A 23,446-nucleotide genomic window follows, 5' to 3' on the forward strand; every position below is an offset into this window, starting at 1 on the left:
TTCCTTCAAATTCTAGGCGCAACCTTGGGGAATGACAATCTGCTTGGCCGCAAGGGGCTAGCGATCGCGAATTTTCATATAGGTCTGAATCACTTTGAGCACCATCGGACCTGCCACAGACCCACCCCCACCACCAGAGTTTTCGGCAAAGGCAACGACCACAATTTCCGGTTTGTCTGCAGGGGCATAGGCACCAAACCAAGTGTGGTTAGGGCGAGGTGGGTCTTCCCCGGTACCACTTTTGCCGGCGATCGCCACCTCAGGAACATTTAGGGCAGCCCCTGTACCACTGGTCACCACCTGCCGTAGGCCTTGACGCAGCACTTGAATGGTAGAGGGCTTTAGGTTCAGGGATTGCCGCCAGCGATGGGGATTGTCGGAAGCAATTAGGTGCGGCCGCACTTTATAGCCCCCATTGGCAGGCACTGCAAACATGACCGCGGCTTGAAGCGGACTCACCTGCAAAGCCCCTTGACCAATGGCGGTAATCAAGGAATCGCCGTCATACCACCCCTCGCCAAAGGTTTCTTGCTTCCACTGGGGGGTTGGCACAAATCCGGGAGCTTCACCGGGTAAGTCAATGCCGGTTTTAGACCCCATTCCAAAGCGATGCGCCCAATGAATCAGGGTTTCAGGTCCAATGCGGCGCGCCACTTGACCAAAAAAGGTGTTACTACTCCATGCCATGGCACCGGCAAAGCCCAGAGGGCCAAAGCCCGCCCGGTTCCAATCGTGGAAGGCAAAGCCCCCTGTGTAGAGGGCAGGATAGGTCATCAGTACGGTATCGGGGCTAAACTTCCCTGACTCCAAGCCGGCCACCGTTGTCACGATTTTGAAGGTACTCGCGGGAGGAAACCCCTGAAGGGCACGGTTGACAAAGGGAAACTGCCGCCGTTGCAGCTCCTCCCACTGGGCTTGGGTCATGCGGCGGGCAAACCAATTGGGATCAAAGGCAGGGTAACTGGCCAGAGCCAGAATCGCTCCATCACGGGGATCCATGGCCACGATCGCCCCCGGCCGACTCCCTAGGGCTGCTTCCGCCGCTTTTTGCAAGTCCAAATCCACTGACAGCGTGATGTCATTTCCCGGTCGGGCTACCTTTTGACCCAAAATGCGGATCACTTTGCCTTGACCATCCACCTCCACCTGCTGACCACCCCATGTCCCCCGCAGTACGTTTTCGTAGGTGGCTTCGACACCCATTTTGCCCATGACATCGCCAAGGCGGTAGCCCTGATCTCGACGAGCCGCTAGTTCCTCCTCATTCAGTTCGCCGATGTAGCCAATGATGTGAGCCGCCGTTTCGCCATGGGGGTAAAAGCGCAGGGCTTCGCGGTCAATTTCCACCCCTGTCAAGAAATTGCGGTGTTCTTCAAGGGCAATGATTTGGGCTTGGCTAATCCCTTGGGCAATGCGAATCAACGAAGGAGAATTCACCCCTGCTTGCTTGACTCGCGCTTCGATCTCACTGGCAGGGATATTGAGCACCCGCGAGAGAATGTTCACCGTCTGCGGCCATTCGGGCTTTTTCGCCGCAAGGGGCCAGAGAAATACCGAGTAGGAGAACTTATTTCCCGCGAGGATCCGCCCTTTGCGATCCAAAATCTTCCCCCGCTCCGGCGGTTTGGGAATCAGGCGAATACGGTTTTCATCGGCCATCTGGCGGTTGCGATCGCCCTCGACAATTTGCAGGTAGGCCAAGCGACTCCCAATGCCCCCCAGCAAAAATACGGTCATGATCGAGAGCAATACCAAGACCCGCCCCTGTTTGCCAACCACACGATCGTAGGCTTGGTAGGTGAGGGGACGAGGGGGGCGCGTTTTTAGCATTGCCATAAGTTGCGAGGAGTTGATGAGTGATCTATGCTAATTGCCACTGTATTGCCACTCTATCAGATGCGCTAAGACCAGAGGTCAAGAATTCCGATACCCTAGAAGAAGTCTCTGTACTGCCGCTTCATGAAGCGATCGCGCTCCCGTCCCCAAGTCCAAGCCCCCAGTCAAAATCTGGACTCGTTCCTCGATGTCCTCACCAATACCGTGGGGGTGATGATCTTTGTCTGCCTCTTTGCTAGCTTGACGGCAGCGGTGTCTCCTGCTCTTGTGCGCACGCCCATTGCCCGCGAAACCCGCAAGCAGGTGTATTTCTTTGAGTGTCGTGAAAATCGCGCCCTGCCCCTTGAGGAGGATCAAGCCAGTGAGGCCATCGATCGCCACCTGCGGCGCATTACAGAAAATCCCTTTGCAGATCCCCGCCAAATTCAGCAACAACTAGAGTCCTTTCACCACCGTACCCGCTACTACGATGTGCGCCTGAGTCTGGTGCACAGCCAAGGGCAACCAATTTTGCAAACCCTTTTTGAACCCCGCGATCGCACCGCTGGGGAATCCTTTAGCACGCTGGAAAAACCCGCGTCCAACTTTCGGCGTACCATTGATCGCCTCTCCCCCAGCCGCTATTCCCTTGTCTTTTTTGTGCGTCCCGATAGCTTTGATTGTTTCCGGGCAGCTCGTGCGGTGGCTTGGCGCAGTGGCTTTGATGTCGGTTGGGAACCGATGGCGGAGGGTCGCGCCATTATCTTTGTCAGTGGCGGGGGTCGCCGTGTCACTGTGCAGTAGTCCCAAGGAGGCTAAATGCTTGCCAAACGAATTTTGCCCTGTTTGGATGTGAAGGCGGGTCGCGTCGTCAAGGGCGTGAACTTTGTCAACCTGCGCGATGCCGGCGATCCGGTCGAACTCGCCCAAGCCTACAATGCAGCGGGTGCGGATGAACTGGTGTTTCTCGATATTACGGCCACCCATGAAGAGCGGAACATTATTATTGATGTCGTCTATCGCACCGCAGATCAGGTGTTCATTCCCCTGACGGTGGGGGGTGGGATTCAGTCTCTGACCATGATCAAAGACCTGTTGCGCGCCGGAGCAGATAAAGTCAGCCTGAATTCAGCGGCAGTGCGGCAACCCGATCTCGTGAATCAGGCCAGCGATCGCTTTGGTGCCCAATGTATTGTTGTCGCCATTGATGCGCGGCGCGAACCCCATTGGGATCCTAAAAACCCCCGTTGGCAAGTCTATGTGCGCGGCGGACGGGAAGCTACGGGGCTAGATGCGATTGAATGGGCGGTGGAAATGGCTAAACGGGGTGCGGGCGAACTGCTGGTGACCAGTATGGATGCCGATGGGACACAGGCGGGCTACGACCTCGAATTGACGCGGGCGATCGCTGAGCGGGTGGAGATTCCTGTGATTGCCTCTGGGGGGGCGGGTACCTGTGAGCATATTCGCGCGGCTCTTGTGGAAGGGAAAGCAGAGGCGGCACTGTTGGCTTCGCTCCTACACTATGGCCAACTGACGATCGCCCAGATCAAGGACTATCTCCATCAGCACCAAGTGCCCGTGCGCCAAGAAGAACCCCTCCCTTGCCGATAAGCGAAGAGAGGGGCAGAGCATCAACCTAGAGGATCAAGCTAAAATGGCCAAGTCCAGTGGCTAAACTCCGGCTTGTCCACACCGTACTCGTAGGCGTAGTTGCGGGCTTCAATTTGCATGTTGCGGAATTTTTCCTTGGCATGGGCACCCGCCACTTGAAGACCGGGGAGGCGATCAATGGCATCAATGGCAAGACTAAAGCGATCAATCTCATTATTGATGGCCAACTCAAGGGGGGTGTTGATGTTGCCCTTTTCTTTGTAACCGCGCACGTGCAAATTACGGTGATTGTGACGGCGGTACGTGAGACGGTGGATCAACCACGGATAACCATGGAAGTTAAAGATAATCGGGCGATCGAGGGTAAAGAGACTATCAAAGTCGCGATCGCTCAGGCCGTGGGGGTGTTCGGTTTCCGGTTGCAGCTTAAAGAGATCCACCACATTGATATAGCGAATCTTCAGCTCTGGAAACTCCTGCCGCAGGAGGGCGATCGCCGCCAACGCCTCTTGGGTGGGAATGTCCCCGGCACTGGCCATCACCAGATCGGGTTCACAGCCTTGATCATTGCTGGCCCAATCCCAAATGCCTAGCCCCTTCGTGCAGTGGATAATCGCCTGATCCATCGTCAAGTACTGCAAGTGCAACTGCTTGTCGGAGACAATCACATTCACATAGTTTTTGCTCCGCAGGCAGTGATCCGCCACCGACAGCAGTGAGTTGACATCAGGCGGTAAGTAAATGCGCGTAACCTTTGCACTCTTGTTGCAGACAATATCCAAAAATCCCGGATCCTGGTGAGTGAAGCCATTGTGATCCTGCCGCCACACCGTGGACGTAATCAGCAGGTTCAACGAGGCCACATCCGCCCGCCACGAGAGTTCATTGCAGATGCTCAACCATTTGGCATGTTGGTTAAACATCGAGTCAATGACATGGACAAAGGACTCATAGGTGGAGAAGAACCCATGGCGACCCGTCAGCAGATAGCCCTCCAGCATCCCCTCCATGGTGTGCTCGCTGAGCATTTCAATGACGCGACCATTAGGGGACAATTCACCGCCATCGGCGTCCTCCTCAAAGTATTCCGCAATCCAGAATTTCTTGCTGACCTCGTAAATGGCATTGAGCTTATTCGAGGTATTTTCATCGGGACCAAAGACACGGAAATTGGTCATGTTATTGCGCATCACATCCCGCAGGAAGACTCCAAGGGGACGGGTATTTTCCACCTCAATTTGGGCGGGTTTCTCAAACGTAATGCCGTACTGCCGAAAGTCGGGCATTTTCAAATCCTTGCGCAATAGCCCACCATTGGCGTGGGGATTCATGCCCATACGGTAGTTGCCGGTTGGCGCCAAGGCTTTGAGTTCAGGACGAAATGTGCCATTCTCATCAAAGAGTTCTTCGGGGCGGTAGCTGCGCAGCCAATTTTCAAGGAGCTTAAGGTTTTCAGGGTTGGTGTGGACATCGGCCATGGGCACTTGGTGTGCTCGCCAGAAGCCTTCCACTTTGTGGCCATTCACTTCCGCGGGGCCTGTCCACCCTTTGGGGGTACGCAGCACAATCATCGGCCAACGGGGTAAGGTGGTAACGCCCTCTTGCCGAGCCGCCCGTTGAATCTCCTTAATTTTAGTCACGCAGTAATCGAGGGTGGCGGCCATTGCTTGGTGCATTGAGGGGCGATCGGAACCTTCCACAAAGCAGGGTTCATACCCTAAACCGCGGAAGTAGCTTTCCAAATCTTGATGGGGAATGCGTGCCAGAATCGTCGGGTTGTTAATCTTGTAGCCATTCAAGTTGAGAATCGGCAAGACTGCCCCATCGCGCGCCGGGTTGAGGAATTTATTGATGTGCCATGAGGTGGCCAAAGGCCCCGTTTCTGCTTCCCCATCGCCAACCACTGCCGCCACAATTAAATCAGGATTGTCAAAGGCAGCACCACAGGCATGGGAGAGGACATAGCCCAATTCTCCCCCTTCGTGTATCGAGCCGGGCGTTTCTGGGGTGCAGTGGCTGCCAATGCCACCGGGGAAGGAGAACTGCTTGAAGAATTTTTTGAGGCCGTGGGCATCCTCACTAATGTTGTGGTAAATCTCGGTGTAACTGCCTTCAAGGTAAACAGGTGCCAAAACCCCCGGTGCCCCATGACCGGGACCCGCTAGGAAAATCACCTCCTGTTGGTACTTTTTAATAATGCGATTGAGGTGAAGGTAGCAAAAGGACAGACCCGGACTCGATCCCCAGTGACCAAGGAGGCGTTTTTTGATGTGTTCAGGCTTGAGGGGTTCCTTGAGTAGGGGGTTATCGAGCAAATAGATCATGCCCACGGCCAGATAGTTACAGGCACGGAAGAAGGCATCCATGGCCTCAACTTCACTATCACTCAAGGGCTGTCCTTGAATCGTGGCGCGAGCAGAACCAAAAGCATGAATATCAGCGGTGAGTTCGGTGGGACGGGGAGGAGAGCTAACCATACAGTATCCTCGTCAAGTCAGCATGAGTATCAAGAAAATCAACCGAGATCATATAGATCAAAGTGCTAACGGCGTTGATCAAGAATCCACGAATTGCCTACTTACTAATCGAGACACATCCTAAACTATCGTCTTTAGCCTACAGCCCCATCCTAGGATGCTGAAACGGCTAGGCTCGCAAATGCGCTAGATTTTTTAACGTTGATTCAATTCAGTAAACTTCCCAATGCCTGAGCAATTTATGCGGCAACTTCTGGGGGCAGGGGGAGGCGAAAGAGCTGACAGGCGTTGAGGGTGGTTTGCTGTTCTAATTCCAAGAGGTCACATTGTCGCAGACGGGCGACGGCTTCAGCCACAAAGCGCACATAGCTGGGTTCATTGCGTTTTTCGCCGCGTTTGGGCACAGGGGCAAGGAAGGGGCAATCCGTTTCCACCAGTAGGCGATCGCTGGGAACCATTTGTGCCGAGGCATGGATTTGTTTGGCGTTCTTAAACGTGACGGTGCCGCTAAAGCTGATAAAAAGACCCAGATCGAGAAACCACTCCGTTTCTTCGGGGGTACCGCCCCAGCAGTGCATCACTCCTTGCACCGGCCCGCGATCGCGCACAAACTGTTGAAGTAGATCCCGCGCGGCAGCGGCTGCCTCCCGACAGTGGATAATCACTGGCAGATTCAAGCTGTGGGCAACCTCCAACTGTGCCCAAAAGGCCGCTTCCTGTTCTTCGCGATTCGTGGCTTTGTAAAAATCTAAACCTGTTTCGCCAATGGCCACCACCTTGGGTTCACTGGCGGCAAGGCGGGCAATTTTTTCCTTGAGATCCGGCTGCCACTGCTCTGTATCTAGGGGATGGAGACCCACTGCCATAAAGAGTTCGGGAAACTGCGCGGCAAGGCGCTGAATGGTGGGAAATTCACTGGGTTCAACGCAGGAGTGAACCAGCCGCACCACTCCCGCCGATCGCCAGCGTTCAGCCACTGAGTCCAGATCGGATGCGTACTCTGGAAAGTTGAGATGGACGTGGGTATCCACCAACATGGGGATTAGGCAGCCGGTTGCAGCGTTTTGTTGAGGATACGGGTCAGCCGCGCTTTACGACGGGCACCGGTGTTGCGATGGAGCACACCGCGCTTAACCGCTTTGTCAATTTTGCTAAAGGCCAAGTTGAGTCGCTGCTGGACTTCCGCCAGTTTTTCCGGAGTGGGATCGGCAGCATACTGACTAATAGCCGTCAAGTAGTTTTTAATCAGCGTCCGCACTGCCGAGCGATAGGCTTTGTTGCGAAGACGGTTGCGCTCAGCAATTTGGGCACGTTTAGCGGCAGATTTGATGTTAGCCACAGGTCACCTGATGATCAATCACACGTTAAGAACAAATAACCATTATAACCGTTGACTGAGCGATCGCAAGATCTTGGCCGCCAGCATTGCCGCCCCAAAGCCATTGTCAATATTGACGACACCAATGCCGGGGGCACAGGAGTTGAGCATTGTCAGTAGCGCTGCCAAACCGCCAAAATTCGCGCCATAGCCAATACTGGTGGGTACAGCAATCACGGGTACCGAGACTAGCCCCGCCACCACACTGGGCAGTGCCCCCTCCATGCCCGCAACCACAATGAGCAGGGCCATCTCCTCTAGGCGATCGCGCACACTCAACAGCCGATGAATTCCCGCCACCCCCACATCCCAAAATCGCTCAACCCCAAATCCTGACAGTTGCAACGTCACTGCTGCCTCTTCGGCCACGGGTAGATCCGCTGTGCCGGCACAGACCAAGCCCACCGGCAGGGGAAACTGCGGCGGCAAAATGGGGGCTGTACTGCAAATCCGTGCCTTTTCAAAATAGTGCAGTCCACCAACGCGCGATCGCAGCGCCTCAAACACCTCAGAGGAAATGCGCGTGGCCATCACACAGGGATAGTGGGGACGCATCCGCTGCAAAATCTCGACAATCTGCTGCGGGGTTTTGCCGGGTCCCCAAATCACCTCTGGAAAGCCGGTGCGCTGCTGCCTTTGGTGATCAATGCGTGCAAAATCGCCAATGGGTTCGTAGGACAGGTGTTGCAGTTGGCGATAGGCGGTCTCTACGCTCAGTTGTCCTTGGGCAACTGCCGTCAAAATTTGCCGCAGTGAGTCGGGCATTTAGCCTCCAATTCCCAAGCGACCCGCTAGCCCCGGCGCCATCGGGATCAAGGTAGCGGCCATCAGGAACAACAGCAGCAGACCAAGACCAGCACGGGTATCATCGGGTTCGGTGATCTCATCGAGACTGGGCTGATCCATATCCCGCTGCAACAGCAGAATCACCAACGCCCAATACAAGGCCAAGGGGTTGACGATCGCCACCAAGCCCAAGACCACAAGGGTAATAATCGTCAGTCGTTTGGCGGTTTTGGTACCGTAAATGGCTTGAATAATCCGCCCCCCATCCAGTTGTCCTGCGGGCATCAAGTTCAAGGCCGTCATGATCAAGCCCAGCCAGCCCAAAATCACAAAGGGATGCACCACCACCACTTCACTTTGCAACTGCTGCCCCAAAAAGAGCTTGGCGATCGTCCCCACCAAAATCGAGCCTTGGAAAAAGAGGGTCGGCACCTCTAACCCCTGACTCGTGGGCGAGAGAACAAGGCCAATGGCCAACAGCAGCAGCGAAACACTACCAGCCGCGATCGCCCCTGCTGCACCAATGTCAAAGAGTTGACTGCGATTGGCAAGGAAGGATTCAATGCGGGTCATGGCTCCAAAAGTCCCCAACTGCCACGCGGGTAAAAAGATGGGCGGCCCCAAGCGTGCCCGATAGCGTTTGGCCATTAGCCAGTGACCCCCTTCCCGTATAGCGGCAATGCCAAAGAGACCCAAGGCAAAGGGGAGCGATCGCTGGAAGAGGCCAGTGGTTGGATTTCCCAGTAAGCTAAACCCCTGCAGGATGGCACTGGTCTCGAGACAGGTTCCAAGGGTGGCCACCGCCAAGAAAACCGCTGCCAGCTTCTGAAGATTGCCCGAGCGAATTGGTTCGGTCGTCATTGGTAAAATCACGACCATCGGCTTGCCCTCCCCATTGGCCACCATAAAAAGGCGATAGCGATCGGGCAAGGCGGCCTGTAGGCGTTCAGTGAGTTGCTGATGCACCACTTTGGCCTCTCCCCGCAGATTCCCCGGGCAGATCACGCCCCCTTTGTAGGGAATGTAGTCGGTGGCGAAGTAGGTATCCACGCTAAAGATACTTTGAATGGCTTGTAGGTCTTCGGCGGGAAGGCTGGGTCGTGCAGTAGGCTGGGCTGGGGTCGTCTGCTCTGTGGTGGCTTGCTCTAGTTCCGAACGGCCAGAGGGAGCAGAGGGTAGGGGCAATTCGGCGGTGGCCGCCAGCGATCGCAACCAACGGCCAAGGGCAACATAGGCCACAATCGAGAACACCAGCCCAAAGAGCACGGCAGCAAAGTTAATCACAATCCCAAAGCTGAGGCTGCCAAAAACCACTAGCCAAGGGAGCATCAGGACAAGGGTTTGCAGCCAAGCCACAATCCCCAGCTTGCCGTAGGGCAGGTTGCGGTACAGTCCCCACGCCAGTAGGGCGATCGCCCCCGCCAATAGGCCTACCGTAATAATCATGCGTTACCTCCCGCGTTTGCAAACGTTAGCGCGTGGCCATAGTGGTCAGTTGGGTCAGAACTTGACTGGCACGCTCTGTAAATTGCTGCATACCATTGGCATCAAAGCCCCGCTGTGACAATAGAGCCAAATCGTAGATATACTGACACAGCTTTTCGACCAATGCACCCGTTTCTGAGGTGCCGCTGGTTTGAATAATCGTGCCTTGGTTGAGGCTGAGGAGATTTTGCACCAAGGGATGGGCGGTATTGACAACCAAGATATGCTCCTCTGGCAACTGCGCATTGGGTTGCTGCTGCATCATCGCCATCATCTCCTGCATCCGCCGACTGGTTTCGGGCAACAGGATCATTGCCGGGGGGGCATCGGCCTTGAGGGCCTCGGTGCGAATGGTCAGTTTCGGCTTTTTCAGCACAGATTCAAAGAGCGCCTTGATCTGCTCACTGCGGGTTTTGTTGGTAGCTGGGTCAATGATTTCGCTCTCTTTGCTCTTGTCAATCAGGGTTTCATCCAGTTCAGCGTCCACCCGCAGAAACTTGACATCGCGGTAATTTTGCTCCAGCCACGGCACAAAGTGGGTATCAATGAAACTGTCCATAAACAGGACTTCAATCCCTTGGCTTTTAAGCAGTTGCACGTAGGTGGCTTGGTTCACCTCATCGGTGCAGTAATAGACGCGCTTGCCTTGGCGCTCTTGGTTGCGCTCGAGGTACTCCTTGAGGGTGGTGTAGGTTTTGCCATCCACTTGGATGCCCCCCTCACTGGCCCAGACATCCTCGCTCTCTTTGGAGATGAGTTCGGCCGTGGTGCGGTAGATGAGAATATCTTCCACCTGCTTTTTGAACTTCTCATCGTTGATGGAACCGAATTTGACAAAGGTGCCCAAGTCTTGCCACGAGCGTACGTAGGCCGCCGGGTCTTCGCGGTATAGCTCCTTCAGGCGATCGCCCACCTTTTTGGCAATGTAGTCGGCAATTTTGCGCACCGTGCGATCGTTTTGCAGGAAACTGCGGGACACATTCAGGGGAATGTCGCTGCTGTCAATGACCCCCCGCAAAGGCAGCAAAAAGCGCGGGATCACCTCTTCACAGTTATCGCTGACAAAGACTTGGTTGCAGTAGAGCTTAATTTGCCCCTTGCTGACATCAATATCGGGGCGCAGCTTTGGAAAGTAGAGAATGCCATTCACCACAAAGGGATAGTCGGTATTGAGGTGAACCCAAAGCAGCGGGTCTTCTTGAAAGGGATAGAGATAGCGGTAAAACTCGAGATAGTCTTCTTTGGTGAGGCTATTGGGGGCACTCTTCCAAGGGGCAATTTGTTTATTAATTTGCTCACCCTCTAGCTTAATTGGCACCGGCAAAAAGTCACAGTATTTGCGCACCAATTCACGAATGCGGCCGGGTTCTAGGTACTCCAACTCACCCTCTTGCAGGGTTAGGGTGACGGTTGTCCCAACACTGGTGCGCTGACCATCGGAGAGGGTAAATTCAGTGGAACCATCACAGGTCCAATGCACGGGGACAGCACCTTCGCGGTAGGAGAGGGTATCAATTTCCACCCGTTCTGAGACCATGAAGGCGGAGTAAAAGCCAAGGCCAAAGTGACCAATGATTGCGTCTTCCCCTTCCCCTTTGTACTTTTGAACGAATTCTTCGGCACTGGAAAAGGCCACTTGGGTAATGTATTTTTTGACTTCCTCGGCGGTCATGCCAATGCCGTTGTCGGCGATCGCCAGCTTTTTGTTTTCTTTGTCAATCGTGATCGTCACTTCCGGGTGATCCACATCGCCGCTATATTCCCCAGAACGTGCCACCATCCGCAGTTTTTGGATTGCATCTACCGCATTGGAGACCAGTTCCCGCAGGAAAATCTCATGATCGGAGTAGAGCCACTTTTTAATGATTGGAAAAATGTTCTCAGTATGGATTGAAATGGTTCCCTGTTCCAACATGATGCTTCCCGTGAGTGTATTCTTGGTCAGACAACCTCTAGTGTATCGGTAGGGGTTGCCCTTGCTGGTGGTGGAAAACCGATCTCTCCATCGCCTCCCAAAGAGTGACAATGACGGTATTGGCCATCAGAAATCCTTCTGGCTGGGTCAAGTGCAGGCGATCGCCCGTCAAAGAAAGTGTCTCTGGAGACATGTTTGCCGCTGCTGCTTGTAGGGCTTCAACCCACGACATCGGAAATTCATCCGCCAGAGCAGTTAAAGAGAGGCCATCCCTGAGGCGCAAGCCCAGCATGAGGGTTTCCAACCAGCGATCCCACTGGGCATCTGGACTGACTTGATTGAGGCTCTCGGGTAAACTTTGCAGCCATTGATAGTATTCACGGCGGGTACGCGGACGGCTGAGGCGACGATGCCCGAGATAACTGGTGGCGCCCATGCCAAAGCCATAGTAGGGTTGATTGCGCCAATACACTTGATTGTGACGACAGGCAAACCCCGGTCGGGCATAATTGGAAATTTCGTAGTGATCGTAGCCCGCTGCGGTTAAGATTTCGTGGCCAAGGCGATAGGCAGCGGCGGCCTGTTCTTGGGTGGGTAGGGGGGCTGCTTCGGGTTGATAGCGTTTGCTGAAGACGGTTTTTGGCTCAATGATCAGGTCGTAGATGGATAGATGGGTAGGGTTGAGGGCGATCGCTTGCTCTAGGGAGCGTTGCCAACGCTGCAGGGATTGATTCGGTAGCCCCAAAATGAGATCCATGCTCCAATTTTCCACCCCAACCTCGTGAATCAGAGCCACTGCACGCTCAACATCGGTCACATCGTGACTACGGCCACACACTTGCAATAGCTCATTGTCAAAGGCCTGTACACCCAAGCTGACGCGATTCACCCCTACCCTGAGATAGGCCTGCAATTGTTTTAAGTCAAATGTCCCCGGATCCATTTCCATGGAAATTTCTGCCCCTTGGGCAATGCCTATTTGGCGATCGAGGGCTTCCAGCAGTTGGCCAATGTATTGAGGCGGGACTAGAGACGGTGTTCCCCCCCCAAAAAAAATCGTTTGGAGTGGTGGCGGCTCAGCAGGGGTGTGGGCAATTTCTTGACAGAGTGCAGCCACATACTCTTGGATAAGTGACTCTGCCAGCGTCGGAGAATCTCCCACTACCGTAATCGGAAAGTCACAGTAGAAGCAGCGGCGCCGACAAAAGGGCAGATGAATGTATGCGGCTCTAGTCATTGTTTTCTTAACTGGTTTGTGATGAAATCTGGTCAGGCAGCCGACCTTTGGCAACCAATAACTCCCATGCCCGCAAAACAGCGACCAAATCAGAGGCAAGGCGGTATTCATTGGCTTCAGCAAAGCGCACCGTTGCGGTGGGGGTCGAGACGAGATGAATAGGCACCGGTCGCTCTAGGGGTGTGGGTACAAAGTCAAAGCCATTGAAGCGCTCAAACCGGCGATCGCTCAACCATTGATTAAATTGACTGACTTGAGCAGGTGTCACTGTGCGTAGGGTGCGGCTGAGGGTTTCCCCGCGAGCATTGGTGGTTTGCTGCACAATCCGACCATCGTTATAAAGCAGTGTCGTTGTCGTTACGGGTAGACGGCTCCCAGAGGCATCACTTTGCCGAATCACGCGAAAACTCACGCCCTCAGGAAGGGGGGGCGGCAACTCCTCTGGACTCAGGCGTTGGGGGCGCTGAATGAGGGTGCCGATCATCCGACTGCCAGCGGCATCCCAAAGAATCAGGGAACCACTGTGATTGCTGCGATAGACCCACTGCTGGGGGTAAGGCGCCTTGGGATTTGTCAGGGTAATTTCCCAACCGGGGGTTAAACGCTCAGCACAATCCACCCGCAATCCCCCCAAGCCCAAACAGCCATCAGACCAAACTTTGGGCTGAACTTGAACCACGCTAATTTGCTCTGGTTCCTCACCAAACTGCTCGGCAGCGATCGCGATCGCCCGCGTAATGATCTCTGGAGCTGGTGTTGCTGCTTGCACCACAAGAGGCACTGCCACTGCCAAGAGGGATGTCCAACCATTCATTAACAAAGTCTCTACCCTTTGACCATCATCATAAAAAAAGACCGCCCCCGATGAAGAGGCGGTTCCTTTAACTAAACGCTAGTTAGCGTTGCTCTAGAAATTAGCCGTTGATGCTAGGAGCAATCATGGCCACAGGAGCAGACTCAGCGCTGGCCAAGTCGAGGGGGAAGTTGTGAGCATTACGCTCGTGCATCACTTCCATACCCAAGTTGGCACGGTTGATGATGTCAGCCCAGGTGTTGATCACGTTGCCTTGAGCATCGACAACGGAGTGGTTGAAGTTGAAACCGTTGAGGTTGAAGGCCATCGTGCTGATACCCAGAGCGGTGAACCAGATACCGATCACCGGCCAAGCGGCGAGGAAGAAGTGCAGCGCACGGCTGTTGTTGAAGCTGGCGTATTGGAAGATCAAGCGACCAAAGTAACCGTGGGCAGCCACAATGTTGTAGGTTTCTTCCTCTTGACCGAATTTGTAACCGTAGTTTTGAGACTCGGTTTCGGTGGTTTCACGGATCAAGCTGGAGGTCACCAGAGAACCGTGCATGGCGGAGAACAGAGCACCACCAAAGACACCAGCCACACCCAGTTGGTGGAAGGGGTGCATCAGGATGTTGTGCTCCGCTTGGAACACCAGCATGAAGTTAAAGGTACCAGAGATACCGAGGGGCATCCCGTCAGAGAAGCTGCCTTGACCAATGGGGTAGATCAAGAACACAGCGGTAGCGGCAGCCACAGGAGCGGAGTAGGCCACGCAGATCCAAGGCCGCATACCGAGGCGGTAGCTGAGTTCCCACTCACGACCCATGTAGCAGAAGACACCGATCAAGAAGTGGAAGATAATCAGCTGGTAAGGGCCACCGTTGTAAAGCCACTCATCAAGGGAAGCAGCTTCCCAGATGGGGTAGAAGTGCAAGCCAATGGCGTTGCTGGTGGGCACCACTGCACCCGTGATGATGTTGTTGCCATAGAGCAAGGAGCCAGCGACAGGCTCACGAATGCCATCGATGTCCACAGGGGGAGCAGCGATGAAAGCAATCACGAAGCAGATGGTAGCAGCGAGCAGAGTGGGGATCATCAACACACCGAACCAGCCCACATAGAGGCGGTTGTTGGTGCTGGTAACCCAGCTACAAAATTGCTCCCACAGGTTCAGTTGCTCGCGACGTTGTAAAACAGTCGTCATAGTGATAAGTCCTGTTGAACAAGATGAATGAATGTTACAAACCGTTTACACTCCCAAATCGAGTCCCTGAGAGGCCTCAGGCGCACCCGCTGGCGTTGTGCAACGGAATGTAACCTCATATTAACCAATCTCTCAGGAAAATGTAAAGGGTTGTGTCTGAATTTTATATTTTGTTAATGATTTCTCAGGGATCAGGGGTGGTCACGCGCGATCGCCAGTGAAGAGTTAGCGGCGCCGCCACCAGACAAAAATGGCAGAGCCAAACCCGACAAGGGGCAACAGAAAGACACTGATAATCTCTAGCCAGCGACTGGTGGTGACATTGAGTTGCAGGCGGCGATTGGTGGTTTCGCGCGGCCGAATCGAGAGTGCCTTTTGGTCGCGATCGCCCAACCAGAGCACGGAATTGACAAAGAGATCACTATTAATCCCTTGGTAGGCAATCACGCCATCGGTGGCGAATTCCGAATCCCCAAAGACCACCAAGCGGGCTTCCTTCGGTGGGTTATCACTCAACTGACGGGTAATCGCTACACCAATCGGCAGCGGCCCTTTGGTATCGACACCTTCAGTGAATTCAAGGTTGCCCGACTGCCAGTCGGTTTCCGCCCAAGTTTGCGGGCCCGAGAGGGCAATTTCCACAATGTCATCATCCTTCACAGGATCAATGCGAATGGCTTGCGCGCGGGGAAAGACACTCGGACCTTGGGCAAAGCGTTGAGTAATCGGGTGATTGCCATAGGTGGTGACAATAATCGTATCGGGACCGAGTCCCACCTGTTGACCCACACCAGAGCCGTCAATCACCCAGCGATTATCGAGGGTGAGTCCCCAGTTTTTCAGTAAATCATCCAGACCGGCGTTGACATCGACATCGAGCATTAGCAAAAGGCTACCACCCCGATTCAGGTACGCCTTGAGCAGATCTTGCTCCAGACGCAAAAAGGGTTGCCGCGGTCCAGCGACCACAATGACATTCGCATCCTCAGGAATTTTGCCCTTCTCCAGCAAATTCAGGGGCAGGAGTTCCACATCTCGCTGTTCGAGGAGTTTAGCCACTTCACTGAGACTGGCGGAGCCACCTGTGAGGGGAAGTTCATTGTGCCCCGTAGTGAAATAGGCACGGATCGTGCGATCGCTCGTCACCCGAATCAGGGCAGGGGTGAGGTTACTTTCGGAAAGGTCTTCATCAATGCGCTGCGTTTTCTCGCCCGCCACAACAATCACTTGCCCCACTTGAGTCACGTTGTACTTTTTAGCAAGGGCGGGTTGCTCTTGGGGGTCAATGAACTCAAATGAAAACTGGTTGTTGGCCTGACGGCGGTACTGTTCCAACAACAGGCGATCGCGACTGGCAGCATTGGCATCAAACACCAATACCCGCACCGGCTGATCCAAAGTTTGCAGAACATCACGGGTTTCTGCCGCTAGGGTAAAGGCACGGTTTTCGGTGAGATCGATTTCAACACTGTAGCGATCGGCCAAAAAATTGACGATGCCCAATAGAGCAATCACCGCAATCACAGTCAGGATGGCATTCGTACTGGTTTGGGTGGAACGCCGCCCCCAAAACCCTGTGGAGACACGACTTTGCTGGATCAGCCACAGCAGTAGGGCAATCCCCCCCAAAGCTAAAAGGCTCAAGGGTAACCAATTCCAGCGATTGGTGACGATGCCAGCACTCAAGCCAGCAATGATCAAAAGTGGCGCCGCCCACAGCAATACCGTGGTCAATTGTTCGGGTGAGCCTAGGGCAAAGCGTTTCATGACCGGTACCCCCTAATTGCGCTGGTAACGAAAGGCATCAATGGACTGTGCCGTGAGGAAAATGCCGAGGAAAATATAACTACCAAAGACAACAAGACTACTGCTGCGAAAAATTCCCCGTGTCAGGTTGGTAAAGTGCTCTAGGGGTGAGACGTAGGTGAGGATATCACTGAGATTCCCGCCGGTATTTTTAGCCAAGACATCCAGCACCCAAAGAATCAGCAACACCGCAAATCCCAAAATGGCCGCCAAGATCGTGCTATCCGTCAACGATGAGAGAAACATCCCCAAGGAGAGAATGGCTGCTGCTAAAAGAATCAATCCGCCATTGCCCGCCAGAATGAGCCAAGGGGAGAGGGGGGGCGTACTCTGCTGGAGCGCCACAAACTGATAGACAATCACGGGCAGCAACAGCGTGGTATAAAACGTGAGCACTGCCAAGAGTTTACCCGTTGCCACACACCAGTTCGTAATCGGTGAGGTGGCTAAAAGTTCGAGGGTGCCGCGTTTGCGTTCTTCGGTGTACAGTCCCATCGAGAGCATGGGCAAAATGACTTGGGAAATGGAGCCGAGGAGTCCAAGGAAACTTTCGAGGATGAGCTTGGGAACGTCAATGGCTTGGCTCGGCGCCCCAAACTGTTGTTGCAGCAAATCCTGCTGAGCCACTTGGCTAATAATTGTCGTCATCACAACGAGGAAAAACAGGCCGCTGAGCAGCCAGAACACCCCGGCAATCACATAGTAGAAGGGGGCACTAAAGTAACTCTGGAGTTCGCGGCGATAGATGGCAAGAATGTTAGCAAGGAGGACACGCAGCCCGTGGAGGGAAACGCTAAGCACGGGCTTCTTCGGTGGTATCGCTGGGTTCTGCGGTGGGTTCATCGGTCGTTAGCTTCAAGAACACCTCCTCTAGGTTGGCACGGGAGCGGCGCATTTCAAAGAGTTGCACCCCATTTTGGACAAGGAGACTGGCGAGATCGGCACCGATTTCTGAAGGACTACTGACCTGAAGTTGCTGTCGCCCTTGGGGAGTGCTATTGCCCCATGTGATCTGTTGCAGAGCAGGCAACTGTTGGAGGAGGGATTCAATAGCGGCGCGATCGCCCACGAGTTCGAGGTCATAGGTGTAGCTACTGCTGAGGCGTTGCAGCAGTTCATCCAGTTGGCCAATGCCCGCCACTTCGCCTTTATTGATAATCACGGCGCGATCGCAGGTCATGCTCACTTCCGCCAAAATATGGGTAGAAAGGATCACTGTATGCTGCCCCGCCAAGTTTTTAATCAGGTTGCGCACCTCAATAATTTGCCGCGGATCGAGACCCACCGTGGGTTCATCCAGAATGATGGCTGGCGGATCATGAACGATCGCTTGGGCAATGCCGACCCGCTGCCGATAACCCTTCGAGAGTTTGCGAATAATGGTGCGTTGCCGATCCCAGAGGCCGCAGCTTTTGAGGGCATATTCCACCCGCTGGGGGCGATCGCCCGCACTGACGCCCTTGATGCGAGCCACAAAGTGCAAATAGCCCGCCACCGTCATTTCCGTATAGAGGGGGGGATTTTCTGGCAGATAGCCAATGCGCTGCCGCACCGCCATCGGATTCGTGTGGACTTCATAGCCTGCAATAGATGCTGTGCCACTCGTTGCCGGTAGATACCCCGCCAAAATCCGCATTGTGGTGGTTTTGCCTGCGCCATTGGGGCCAAGGAGACCGAGAATCTCACCACTGGCCGCTGAAAAGCTGACATCCCGCAGCGCGACGGTTGTACCGTAAACCTTGGTCAGGTGTTCGACCTGAATCATGGCGTTTCCTCAACTCGTTCTACGGGAAACATTGACACACAATATAGCCGTTTTCCTCATCAAATACTGAGGACTTGGATAGTGGTATTTTGGGGCAGATTGGCTGCCGATAGACTGAGGGAGGCACCCCCACTGCGGCGAACCGGGGTTCCCTCCATAACTTTCAAAAAGTCCTCTAGCCCCGTCAGATCACAATTATTGGGGTCAGCCGCTGCCGTGCGATAGTGGGAAGGAATGACCAAACGGGGTTGCAAAACTTCAATGGCTGCCTTGGCCTCCTCAGCCCTATAGGCTTTGTCACTTCCTCCCACTGGCACAATCATCACATCAGGCCGTCCCATGAGAATGCGTTGTTCAATCGTGATCGGCATGGCAATGCCGCCCATATGCAAAAGATTGATGCCCCCCTGCTGCCAGCGCCAAACCACGTTGACGCCAAAGCGCAAGCCACCGACGCGATCATGACTGGTGCGGATGCCCTGAATACTCAAACCATTGACTTTATAGGAACCGGGTTGAAAAAGCAGTTTAGGCCGACCGGGTAAGCCTTCGATGTAACCCTCGTCCAGGAGGCGACTGCTAATCATGACAATATCCGCAGTGACACGGGGAGGCCGCAATCCTTTGGTGCAACCAATGGGACGGAAGGGATTCACCAGTACCCGCTGACCACTGCCGGTGAAGAGAAAGCAGGTGTGGCCAAACCATTGCAGAGAGAGACCCCCCCCTTGGGCATGGGCTGCCCAGTGTCCACTCAGGCTGGCGATCGCCCCAATTTGTGCCCAACGCAAGAACTGCCGCCGTTCCATTTTCTCTCCCCACACTCCTATTTCCAGCTCAGTGTACCGAAAAGTGGCTGGCTCACAATGATGGACTGGACAGCCGTCGCAAAAAGTTCCGTAGCAGGTCTTTGCCGCAGGTGGTGAGAATGCTCTCCGGATGGAATTGCACCCCTTCCAGCGTCGGATAGTGGCGGTGGCGCACCCCCATAATCAGGCCATCCTCTGTCCAAGCCGTAATTTCCAATAGATCAGGGCAACTGTCACGATCAATAACAAGGCTGTGGTAGCGGGTTGCGGTAAAGGGTTGGGGCAAGTCTTGGAACACCCCCACACCACTGTGGTAAATTTCTGACGTTTTGCCGTGCATGAGGGTTGGTGCGAGCGTCACCGTGCCGCCAAAAACTTCACCAATTGCTTGATGTCCCAAGCAAACCCCCAAGATGGGTAGTGTGCCAGCATAGGTGCGGATCAGGGCTTTAGAAATTCCAGCGTCCGCAGGGCGACCCGGACCAGGAGAAATCACAATACCCGCAGGGGCGAGGGCAGCGATCTCATCGAGGGTGATCTTGTCGTTGCGAAAGACGCGCAGATCCGCAGCAACTGGGAACTCCTGCGCTAGCTCTCCTAGGTACTGCACAAGGTTGTAGGTGAAGCTGTCGTAGTTATCAATAACGATAAGCAAGGGGGCAACGTCCTCTATCTTTTTTATTCTTTATGATCCTACTACCCAGAGGTTTTCTGAATGGTACGGCTCTCCTGTCGCGGACACGCTTTTGAACCTGTGGCAGCGGTGGTGTTTGATAAGGATGGCACCCTCGCAGATGTTGCTGAGTACTTGAAAGAGCTGGCGATCGCCCGCGCTGCGGCAGTTGCTGATCATTTCCCCAATCTCAAGCAATTGTTGCTCCAAGCCTTTGGTGTAAGGGGGGAGCACTTGGATGCAGGGGGATTGCAAGCTGTAGGAACACGGCAGGAGAATCTGATTGCCGCAGCAGCCCTTGTTGCCAGCCAAGGGGTTTCATGGATTGCCGCCCTAGAGCTGGTGAGTGCCGCCTTTGAAGCAGCAGAGCTAAAATTTACAACCAAAGCAGCGTTAACTCCTCCCCTGCCGAGGGTGATTGAATTGGTACAACAGTTGCATGGAATGAACTGTGCCTTGGCGATTATTTCTGGCGATCGCAGGTCGGAAATCGAGGCTTTTTTAGACACCTATCACCTGAAGCCCTTTTTCCAATGCTGGCAGGGGGGAGATGAACCACCCACGAAGCCCGATCCGCAGGTACTCCTGAGGGTGTGCGATCGCCTTGGGGTGCGACCCGATCAAACCGTGGTTATTGGCGATGCCGATAGTGATGGCCTCATGGCACAGCAGGGGGGGGCAGCGGGCAGCATTGGTGTTACGTGGGGTTGGCATCGGCCACCAGTGCTCAATTACTGTGATTGCATCCTTGCCTCACCCTTGGAGATGCAGATTAGTGCTGACTGAGAACTAATTAGACTCAGTGGTGATTGAGGGTTACTCGCAATGAGTCAAGCATAATTAAGGCGGTAGTGCAGATAAACCTCATTGCCCACGGGCAAGACATTCAGGAGCGTCAACCTCCCTGAGAAGGCAATCTCCTCTGGATAGAGGCTAGGCGCTACCGACCCTAGGAGGAGGGGGCAGAGGGTCAACCACAATTCGTCAATGGCAGCCATCTGCAACAGGGAGGCGAAAAGCTGTCCTCCTCCCAACACGGCCAAGGTTTGTACACCAGCCCCTTGAATGTGCCTAAACGCCTGTGGCCAGTCAATCTCCGCCACCCCAGCAGACCAACAGTGATCAAAGGCAGTGGATCCTTGCCAGCGGCTGGCGCCTTTCTCGGTGGTCAGCAAAGCGCGCGAAATGGGCTGGCGAAAGAAGGGAAGATTGAAGTCTAATTCACCACGGGCAGAGCAGACAATTTGCAGCGGTTGGGGCGATCGCCCTTGGTGCTCACGCTCAGCAATCAGATGGGGAGACTGAAGGCGCATCGCTGTCCCCCCCAAACGCAATGTTGTCGCCCCAAAGAGTACCGCATCCACCTGTGCCACCTGCTGCTCAAGGTGCTGAAAGTCATAGGCCGAGGCAATGCGCTGACCCAAAGCATCGGCACGAGCAAGGCGGCCATCTAAACTACTGGCCAAAACTGCAATGGTGTAGGGGCGATAACTATTGGGTTGACTCAATGGAGCATCACTTTTTCCGTTGCTGCAGCGGACTCATCATACCACTGTAGCCAAGGCTGGGGGTTGCCATCATGGACAAAAACATGATCTGCCCTTTCTTGCACTTGCAGCTTACAACAGGGAATCGTATCGGCAAGAAGGGCACTAGCCATGGTGCCGCTGTGAACCTCCAGTTGTCCCGCTGGCGGTGATTCAAAGAAAAGCCGTTGTCCTGGAAAAACGACTCGCTCAAAATACCAATTGGGAATATTAGTAATGCGCACCACCTGAATTCTGCTAGTGGCGTTGACATAACAGCAGAGGATGCGATCGCAACTATCGCTAGGGACGGGATCAAAGATTTGCGGCATAGGAAGTAATGGTTTCTTATAGGGACGTGTCTTTACCCTTGTTAGCCTAACATTGCCAATTCGATCCAGTTGTAAACTCAACTACAGGATGGACAGTTCATCCTTTCCTTGAGTTCCCGTGATCCCCTGTTGGAAAGGCGCAAATGTGTTAAAACCTAAACAGCGATAGAGATTTATTAAGAATTTAGCGTTTCCATAGATCTTGGGCTAGCCTATGTCCCCGCGTGTCCTTTACGTCCGTCTCCCCTGCAATCCCATTTTTCCCATTGGCGTGGTTTATCTGGCTGACTACATCCACAAGCAACTGCCAAGCATCGAGCAGCGGATTTTTGATCTGGGGACGGTACCGCCCTTGGATTTTCGTCGTGCCCTTGCCCAAGTGATTGATGACTTTGAACCCACGCATCTGGTTTTTTCTTGGCGGGATATTCAAATCTATGCCCCTGTGGGGGGACGGGGCGGCAATCCACTGCAACATGCCTTTGAGGTCTATTACGCCCGCAATCCCTTGGTGAAGCTACGGGGGGCGATCGGGGGTCTGCGGGTGATGAGTGCCTACTATGGTGAACTCTGGCGAAACCTCAATTTAATCCGTTTGGGACTCCACCATGCCAAGCGTCACCATCCGCAAGTCACGACCATCGTCGGTGGCGGTGCGGTCAGTGTCTTTTATGAACAATTGGGTTCTCAACTGCCCAAAGGCACCATTGTTTCCGTTGGTGAAGGGGAAACGCTGCTGCACAAAGTCCTAACGAACCAGCCAATTGCCGGGGAGCGTTGCTACATTGCGGGTGTTGAAAAGCCCCGCGATCGCCTGATCCACGAATGGCCAACCCCCATCGAAAAAACCGCCTGCAACTACGACTACATTGAGACGATCTGGCCCGAATTTGAATACTACCTTCAGGGGGGTGACTTTTATATTGGCGTGCAAACCAAGCGTGGCTGTCCCCACAACTGCTGCTACTGCGTCTATACCGTGGTTGAAGGCAAACAGGTGCGCATCAACCCTGCTGAAGAAGTCGTCGCCGAAATGCGCCAGCTCTACAATCGCGGTGTGCGCAACTTTTGGTTTACCGATGCCCAGTTTATCCCCGCCCGCAAATTTATCCCCGACGCGATCGCCCTGCTGCGGGAAATCCTGAAAGCAGGCATGAATGATATTCACTGGGCAGCCTACATTCGTGCTGACAACCTCACCCCCGAACTGTGTGACCTGATGGTGCAAACGGGGATGAATTACTTTGAAATCGGCATTACCAGTGGCTCCCAAGAATTGGTGCGAAAAATGCGCATGGGCTATAACCTGCGCACCGTGCTGCAAAACTGCCGCGATTTGAAAGCCGCCGGCTTCAACGCCCTCGTCTCTGTGAACTACTCCTTCAATGTCATTGATGAGCGACCCGAAACCATCGCCCAGACCATTGCCTACCACCGTGAACTAGAAGGCATCTTTGGCGCTGACAAGGTGGAGCCAGCCATTTTCTTTATTGGTCTGCAACCCCACACCCATCTTGAGGCATATGCCCTTGAACACGGCATTTTGCGCCCCGGCTACAACCCTATGAGCCTGATGCCTTGGACGGCCAAGAAACTCCTCTGGAACCCAGAACCCATGGGATCCGTCTTTGGCGAAGTGTGCCTAGCGGCTTGGCGACTCAATCCCAATGACTTTGGCCGCACGGTCATGGATCTACTGGAGGAGCGATTTGGCCGTGCCCCTCTCGAGGCGGCATTGTCAGCACCCCTTGCGGAGACTCGTCTTGTGCATCGTTAAAAAAAACGCAATAAAATGACCATTCCCCCTTAGAATGTTTCCTAGATCATTTCT

21 protein-coding genes are annotated in these 23,446 nt (G+C 54.1%); 4 read left to right on the top strand and 17 right to left on the bottom strand.

Translation table 11 applies throughout. The features are described 5' to 3' along the window. Nucleotides 1-57: 57 nt before the first annotated feature. Nucleotides 58-1,836, bottom strand: coding sequence for a penicillin-binding protein 2 (gene mrdA / locus RHK62_RS04530; RefSeq protein WP_206201093.1), 1,779 nt, complete (start codon nt 1,834-1,836; stop codon nt 58-60). Nucleotides 1,837-1,959: 123 nt separating this feature from the next. On the opposite strand from mrdA, the gene RHK62_RS04535 reads away from it, so the two are divergent. Both RHK62_RS04535 and hisF read left to right on the top strand, forming a co-directional pair. Continuing rightward, nucleotides 1,960-2,619, top strand: coding sequence for a hypothetical protein (locus tag RHK62_RS04535; protein ID WP_302678863.1), 660 nt, complete (start codon nt 1,960-1,962; stop codon nt 2,617-2,619). A gap of 15 nt (nt 2,620-2,634) precedes the next feature. Beyond that, nucleotides 2,635-3,429 carry an imidazole glycerol phosphate synthase subunit HisF gene (gene hisF, locus RHK62_RS04540; RefSeq protein ID WP_149820833.1) on the top strand — a complete coding sequence of 265 codons (795 nt, stop codon included), beginning with the start codon at nt 2,635-2,637 and terminating at the stop codon, nt 3,427-3,429. Between the two features lie 38 nt (nt 3,430-3,467). Here the strand turns inward: hisF and RHK62_RS04545 are convergent, their stop codons facing one another. From RHK62_RS04545 to RHK62_RS04610, 14 genes are all read right to left on the bottom strand, one after another. Beyond that, a complete protein-coding gene (locus tag RHK62_RS04545) occupies nt 3,468-5,906 on the bottom strand; it encodes a phosphoketolase (RefSeq protein ID WP_206201095.1) in 2,439 nt (812 codons plus the stop codon). Between the two features lie 239 nt (nt 5,907-6,145). Continuing rightward, nucleotides 6,146-6,943 (bottom strand): TatD family hydrolase, encoded by a 798-nt coding sequence (locus RHK62_RS04550; protein WP_206201096.1) that lies wholly within the window; start codon nt 6,941-6,943, stop codon nt 6,146-6,148. A gap of 5 nt (nt 6,944-6,948) precedes the next feature. Beyond that, nucleotides 6,949-7,245 carry a 30S ribosomal protein S20 gene (rpsT, locus tag RHK62_RS04555; protein ID WP_149820827.1) on the bottom strand — a complete coding sequence of 99 codons (297 nt, stop codon included), beginning with the start codon at nt 7,243-7,245 and terminating at the stop codon, nt 6,949-6,951. Between the two features lie 42 nt (nt 7,246-7,287). Continuing rightward, on the bottom strand, nt 7,288-8,049 hold the full coding sequence (gene larB, locus RHK62_RS04560) for a nickel pincer cofactor biosynthesis protein LarB (protein ID WP_310438080.1): 762 nt from the start codon (nt 8,047-8,049) through the stop codon (nt 7,288-7,290). Beyond that, on the bottom strand, nt 8,050-9,516 hold the full coding sequence (locus tag RHK62_RS04565; RefSeq protein ID WP_206201098.1) for a site-2 protease family protein: 1,467 nt from the start codon (nt 9,514-9,516) through the stop codon (nt 8,050-8,052). A 25-nt stretch (nt 9,517-9,541) separates the two neighbouring features. Then, nucleotides 9,542-11,470, bottom strand: a complete 1,929-nt coding sequence (gene htpG / locus RHK62_RS04570; RefSeq protein ID WP_310453335.1) for a molecular chaperone HtpG — start codon at nt 11,468-11,470, stop codon at nt 9,542-9,544. Between the two features lie 37 nt (nt 11,471-11,507). Further along, a complete protein-coding gene (gene hemW / locus RHK62_RS04575; RefSeq protein WP_310453336.1) occupies nt 11,508-12,707 on the bottom strand; it encodes a radical SAM family heme chaperone HemW in 1,200 nt (399 codons plus the stop codon). Nucleotides 12,708-12,714: 7 nt separating this feature from the next. Beyond that, entirely contained in the window at nt 12,715-13,521 is an 807-nt protein-coding gene (locus RHK62_RS04580; RefSeq protein ID WP_310438083.1) for a hypothetical protein, read from the bottom strand. Nucleotides 13,522-13,621: 100 nt separating this feature from the next. Beyond that, on the bottom strand, nt 13,622-14,704 hold the full coding sequence (gene psbA, locus RHK62_RS04585) for a photosystem II q(b) protein (protein WP_310438084.1): 1,083 nt from the start codon (nt 14,702-14,704) through the stop codon (nt 13,622-13,624). Nucleotides 14,705-14,929: 225 nt separating this feature from the next. Continuing rightward, nucleotides 14,930-16,471, bottom strand: coding sequence for a Gldg family protein (locus RHK62_RS04590; RefSeq protein WP_310453337.1), 1,542 nt, complete (start codon nt 16,469-16,471; stop codon nt 14,930-14,932). 12 nt (nt 16,472-16,483) lie between these two features. Next, nucleotides 16,484-17,287, bottom strand: a complete 804-nt coding sequence (locus tag RHK62_RS04595; protein WP_190278347.1) for an ABC transporter permease — start codon at nt 17,285-17,287, stop codon at nt 16,484-16,486. Between the two features lie 16 nt (nt 17,288-17,303). Next, nucleotides 17,304-18,275 carry an ABC transporter ATP-binding protein gene (locus tag RHK62_RS04600; protein ID WP_302678871.1) on the bottom strand — a complete coding sequence of 324 codons (972 nt, stop codon included), beginning with the start codon at nt 18,273-18,275 and terminating at the stop codon, nt 17,304-17,306. 59 nt (nt 18,276-18,334) lie between these two features. Continuing rightward, nucleotides 18,335-19,084 carry an MBL fold metallo-hydrolase gene (locus RHK62_RS04605; RefSeq protein ID WP_302678872.1) on the bottom strand — a complete coding sequence of 250 codons (750 nt, stop codon included), beginning with the start codon at nt 19,082-19,084 and terminating at the stop codon, nt 18,335-18,337. Nucleotides 19,085-19,136: 52 nt separating this feature from the next. Then, entirely contained in the window at nt 19,137-19,739 is a 603-nt protein-coding gene (locus RHK62_RS04610) for an aminodeoxychorismate/anthranilate synthase component II (protein WP_310453338.1), read from the bottom strand. 60 nt (nt 19,740-19,799) lie between these two features. Here RHK62_RS04610 and RHK62_RS04615 point away from each other — a divergent pair, with 60 nt between their 5' ends. Continuing rightward, entirely contained in the window at nt 19,800-20,543 is a 744-nt protein-coding gene (locus tag RHK62_RS04615) for an HAD family hydrolase (protein WP_310453339.1), read from the top strand. 44 nt (nt 20,544-20,587) lie between these two features. Here the strand turns inward: RHK62_RS04615 and RHK62_RS04620 are convergent, their stop codons facing one another. Both RHK62_RS04620 and RHK62_RS04625 read right to left on the bottom strand, forming a co-directional pair. Continuing rightward, entirely contained in the window at nt 20,588-21,265 is a 678-nt protein-coding gene (locus RHK62_RS04620) for a RibD family protein (RefSeq protein ID WP_310438087.1), read from the bottom strand. Then, a complete protein-coding gene (locus RHK62_RS04625) occupies nt 21,262-21,615 on the bottom strand; it encodes a DUF1830 domain-containing protein (protein ID WP_302678877.1) in 354 nt (117 codons plus the stop codon). The genes RHK62_RS04620 and RHK62_RS04625 overlap by 4 nt, the downstream gene beginning before the upstream one ends. A 214-nt stretch (nt 21,616-21,829) precedes the next feature. Here RHK62_RS04625 and RHK62_RS04630 point away from each other — a divergent pair, with 214 nt between their 5' ends. After that, nucleotides 21,830-23,392, top strand: coding sequence for a photosystem II high light acclimation radical SAM protein (locus RHK62_RS04630; protein ID WP_310453340.1), 1,563 nt, complete (start codon nt 21,830-21,832; stop codon nt 23,390-23,392). Nucleotides 23,393-23,446 lie beyond the last annotated feature (54 nt).

Origin of the sequence: Thermosynechococcus sp. HY213 (assembly GCF_031460975.1) — a bacterium.
Lineage (GTDB): Bacteria > Cyanobacteriota > Cyanobacteriia > Thermosynechococcales > Thermosynechococcaceae > Thermosynechococcus.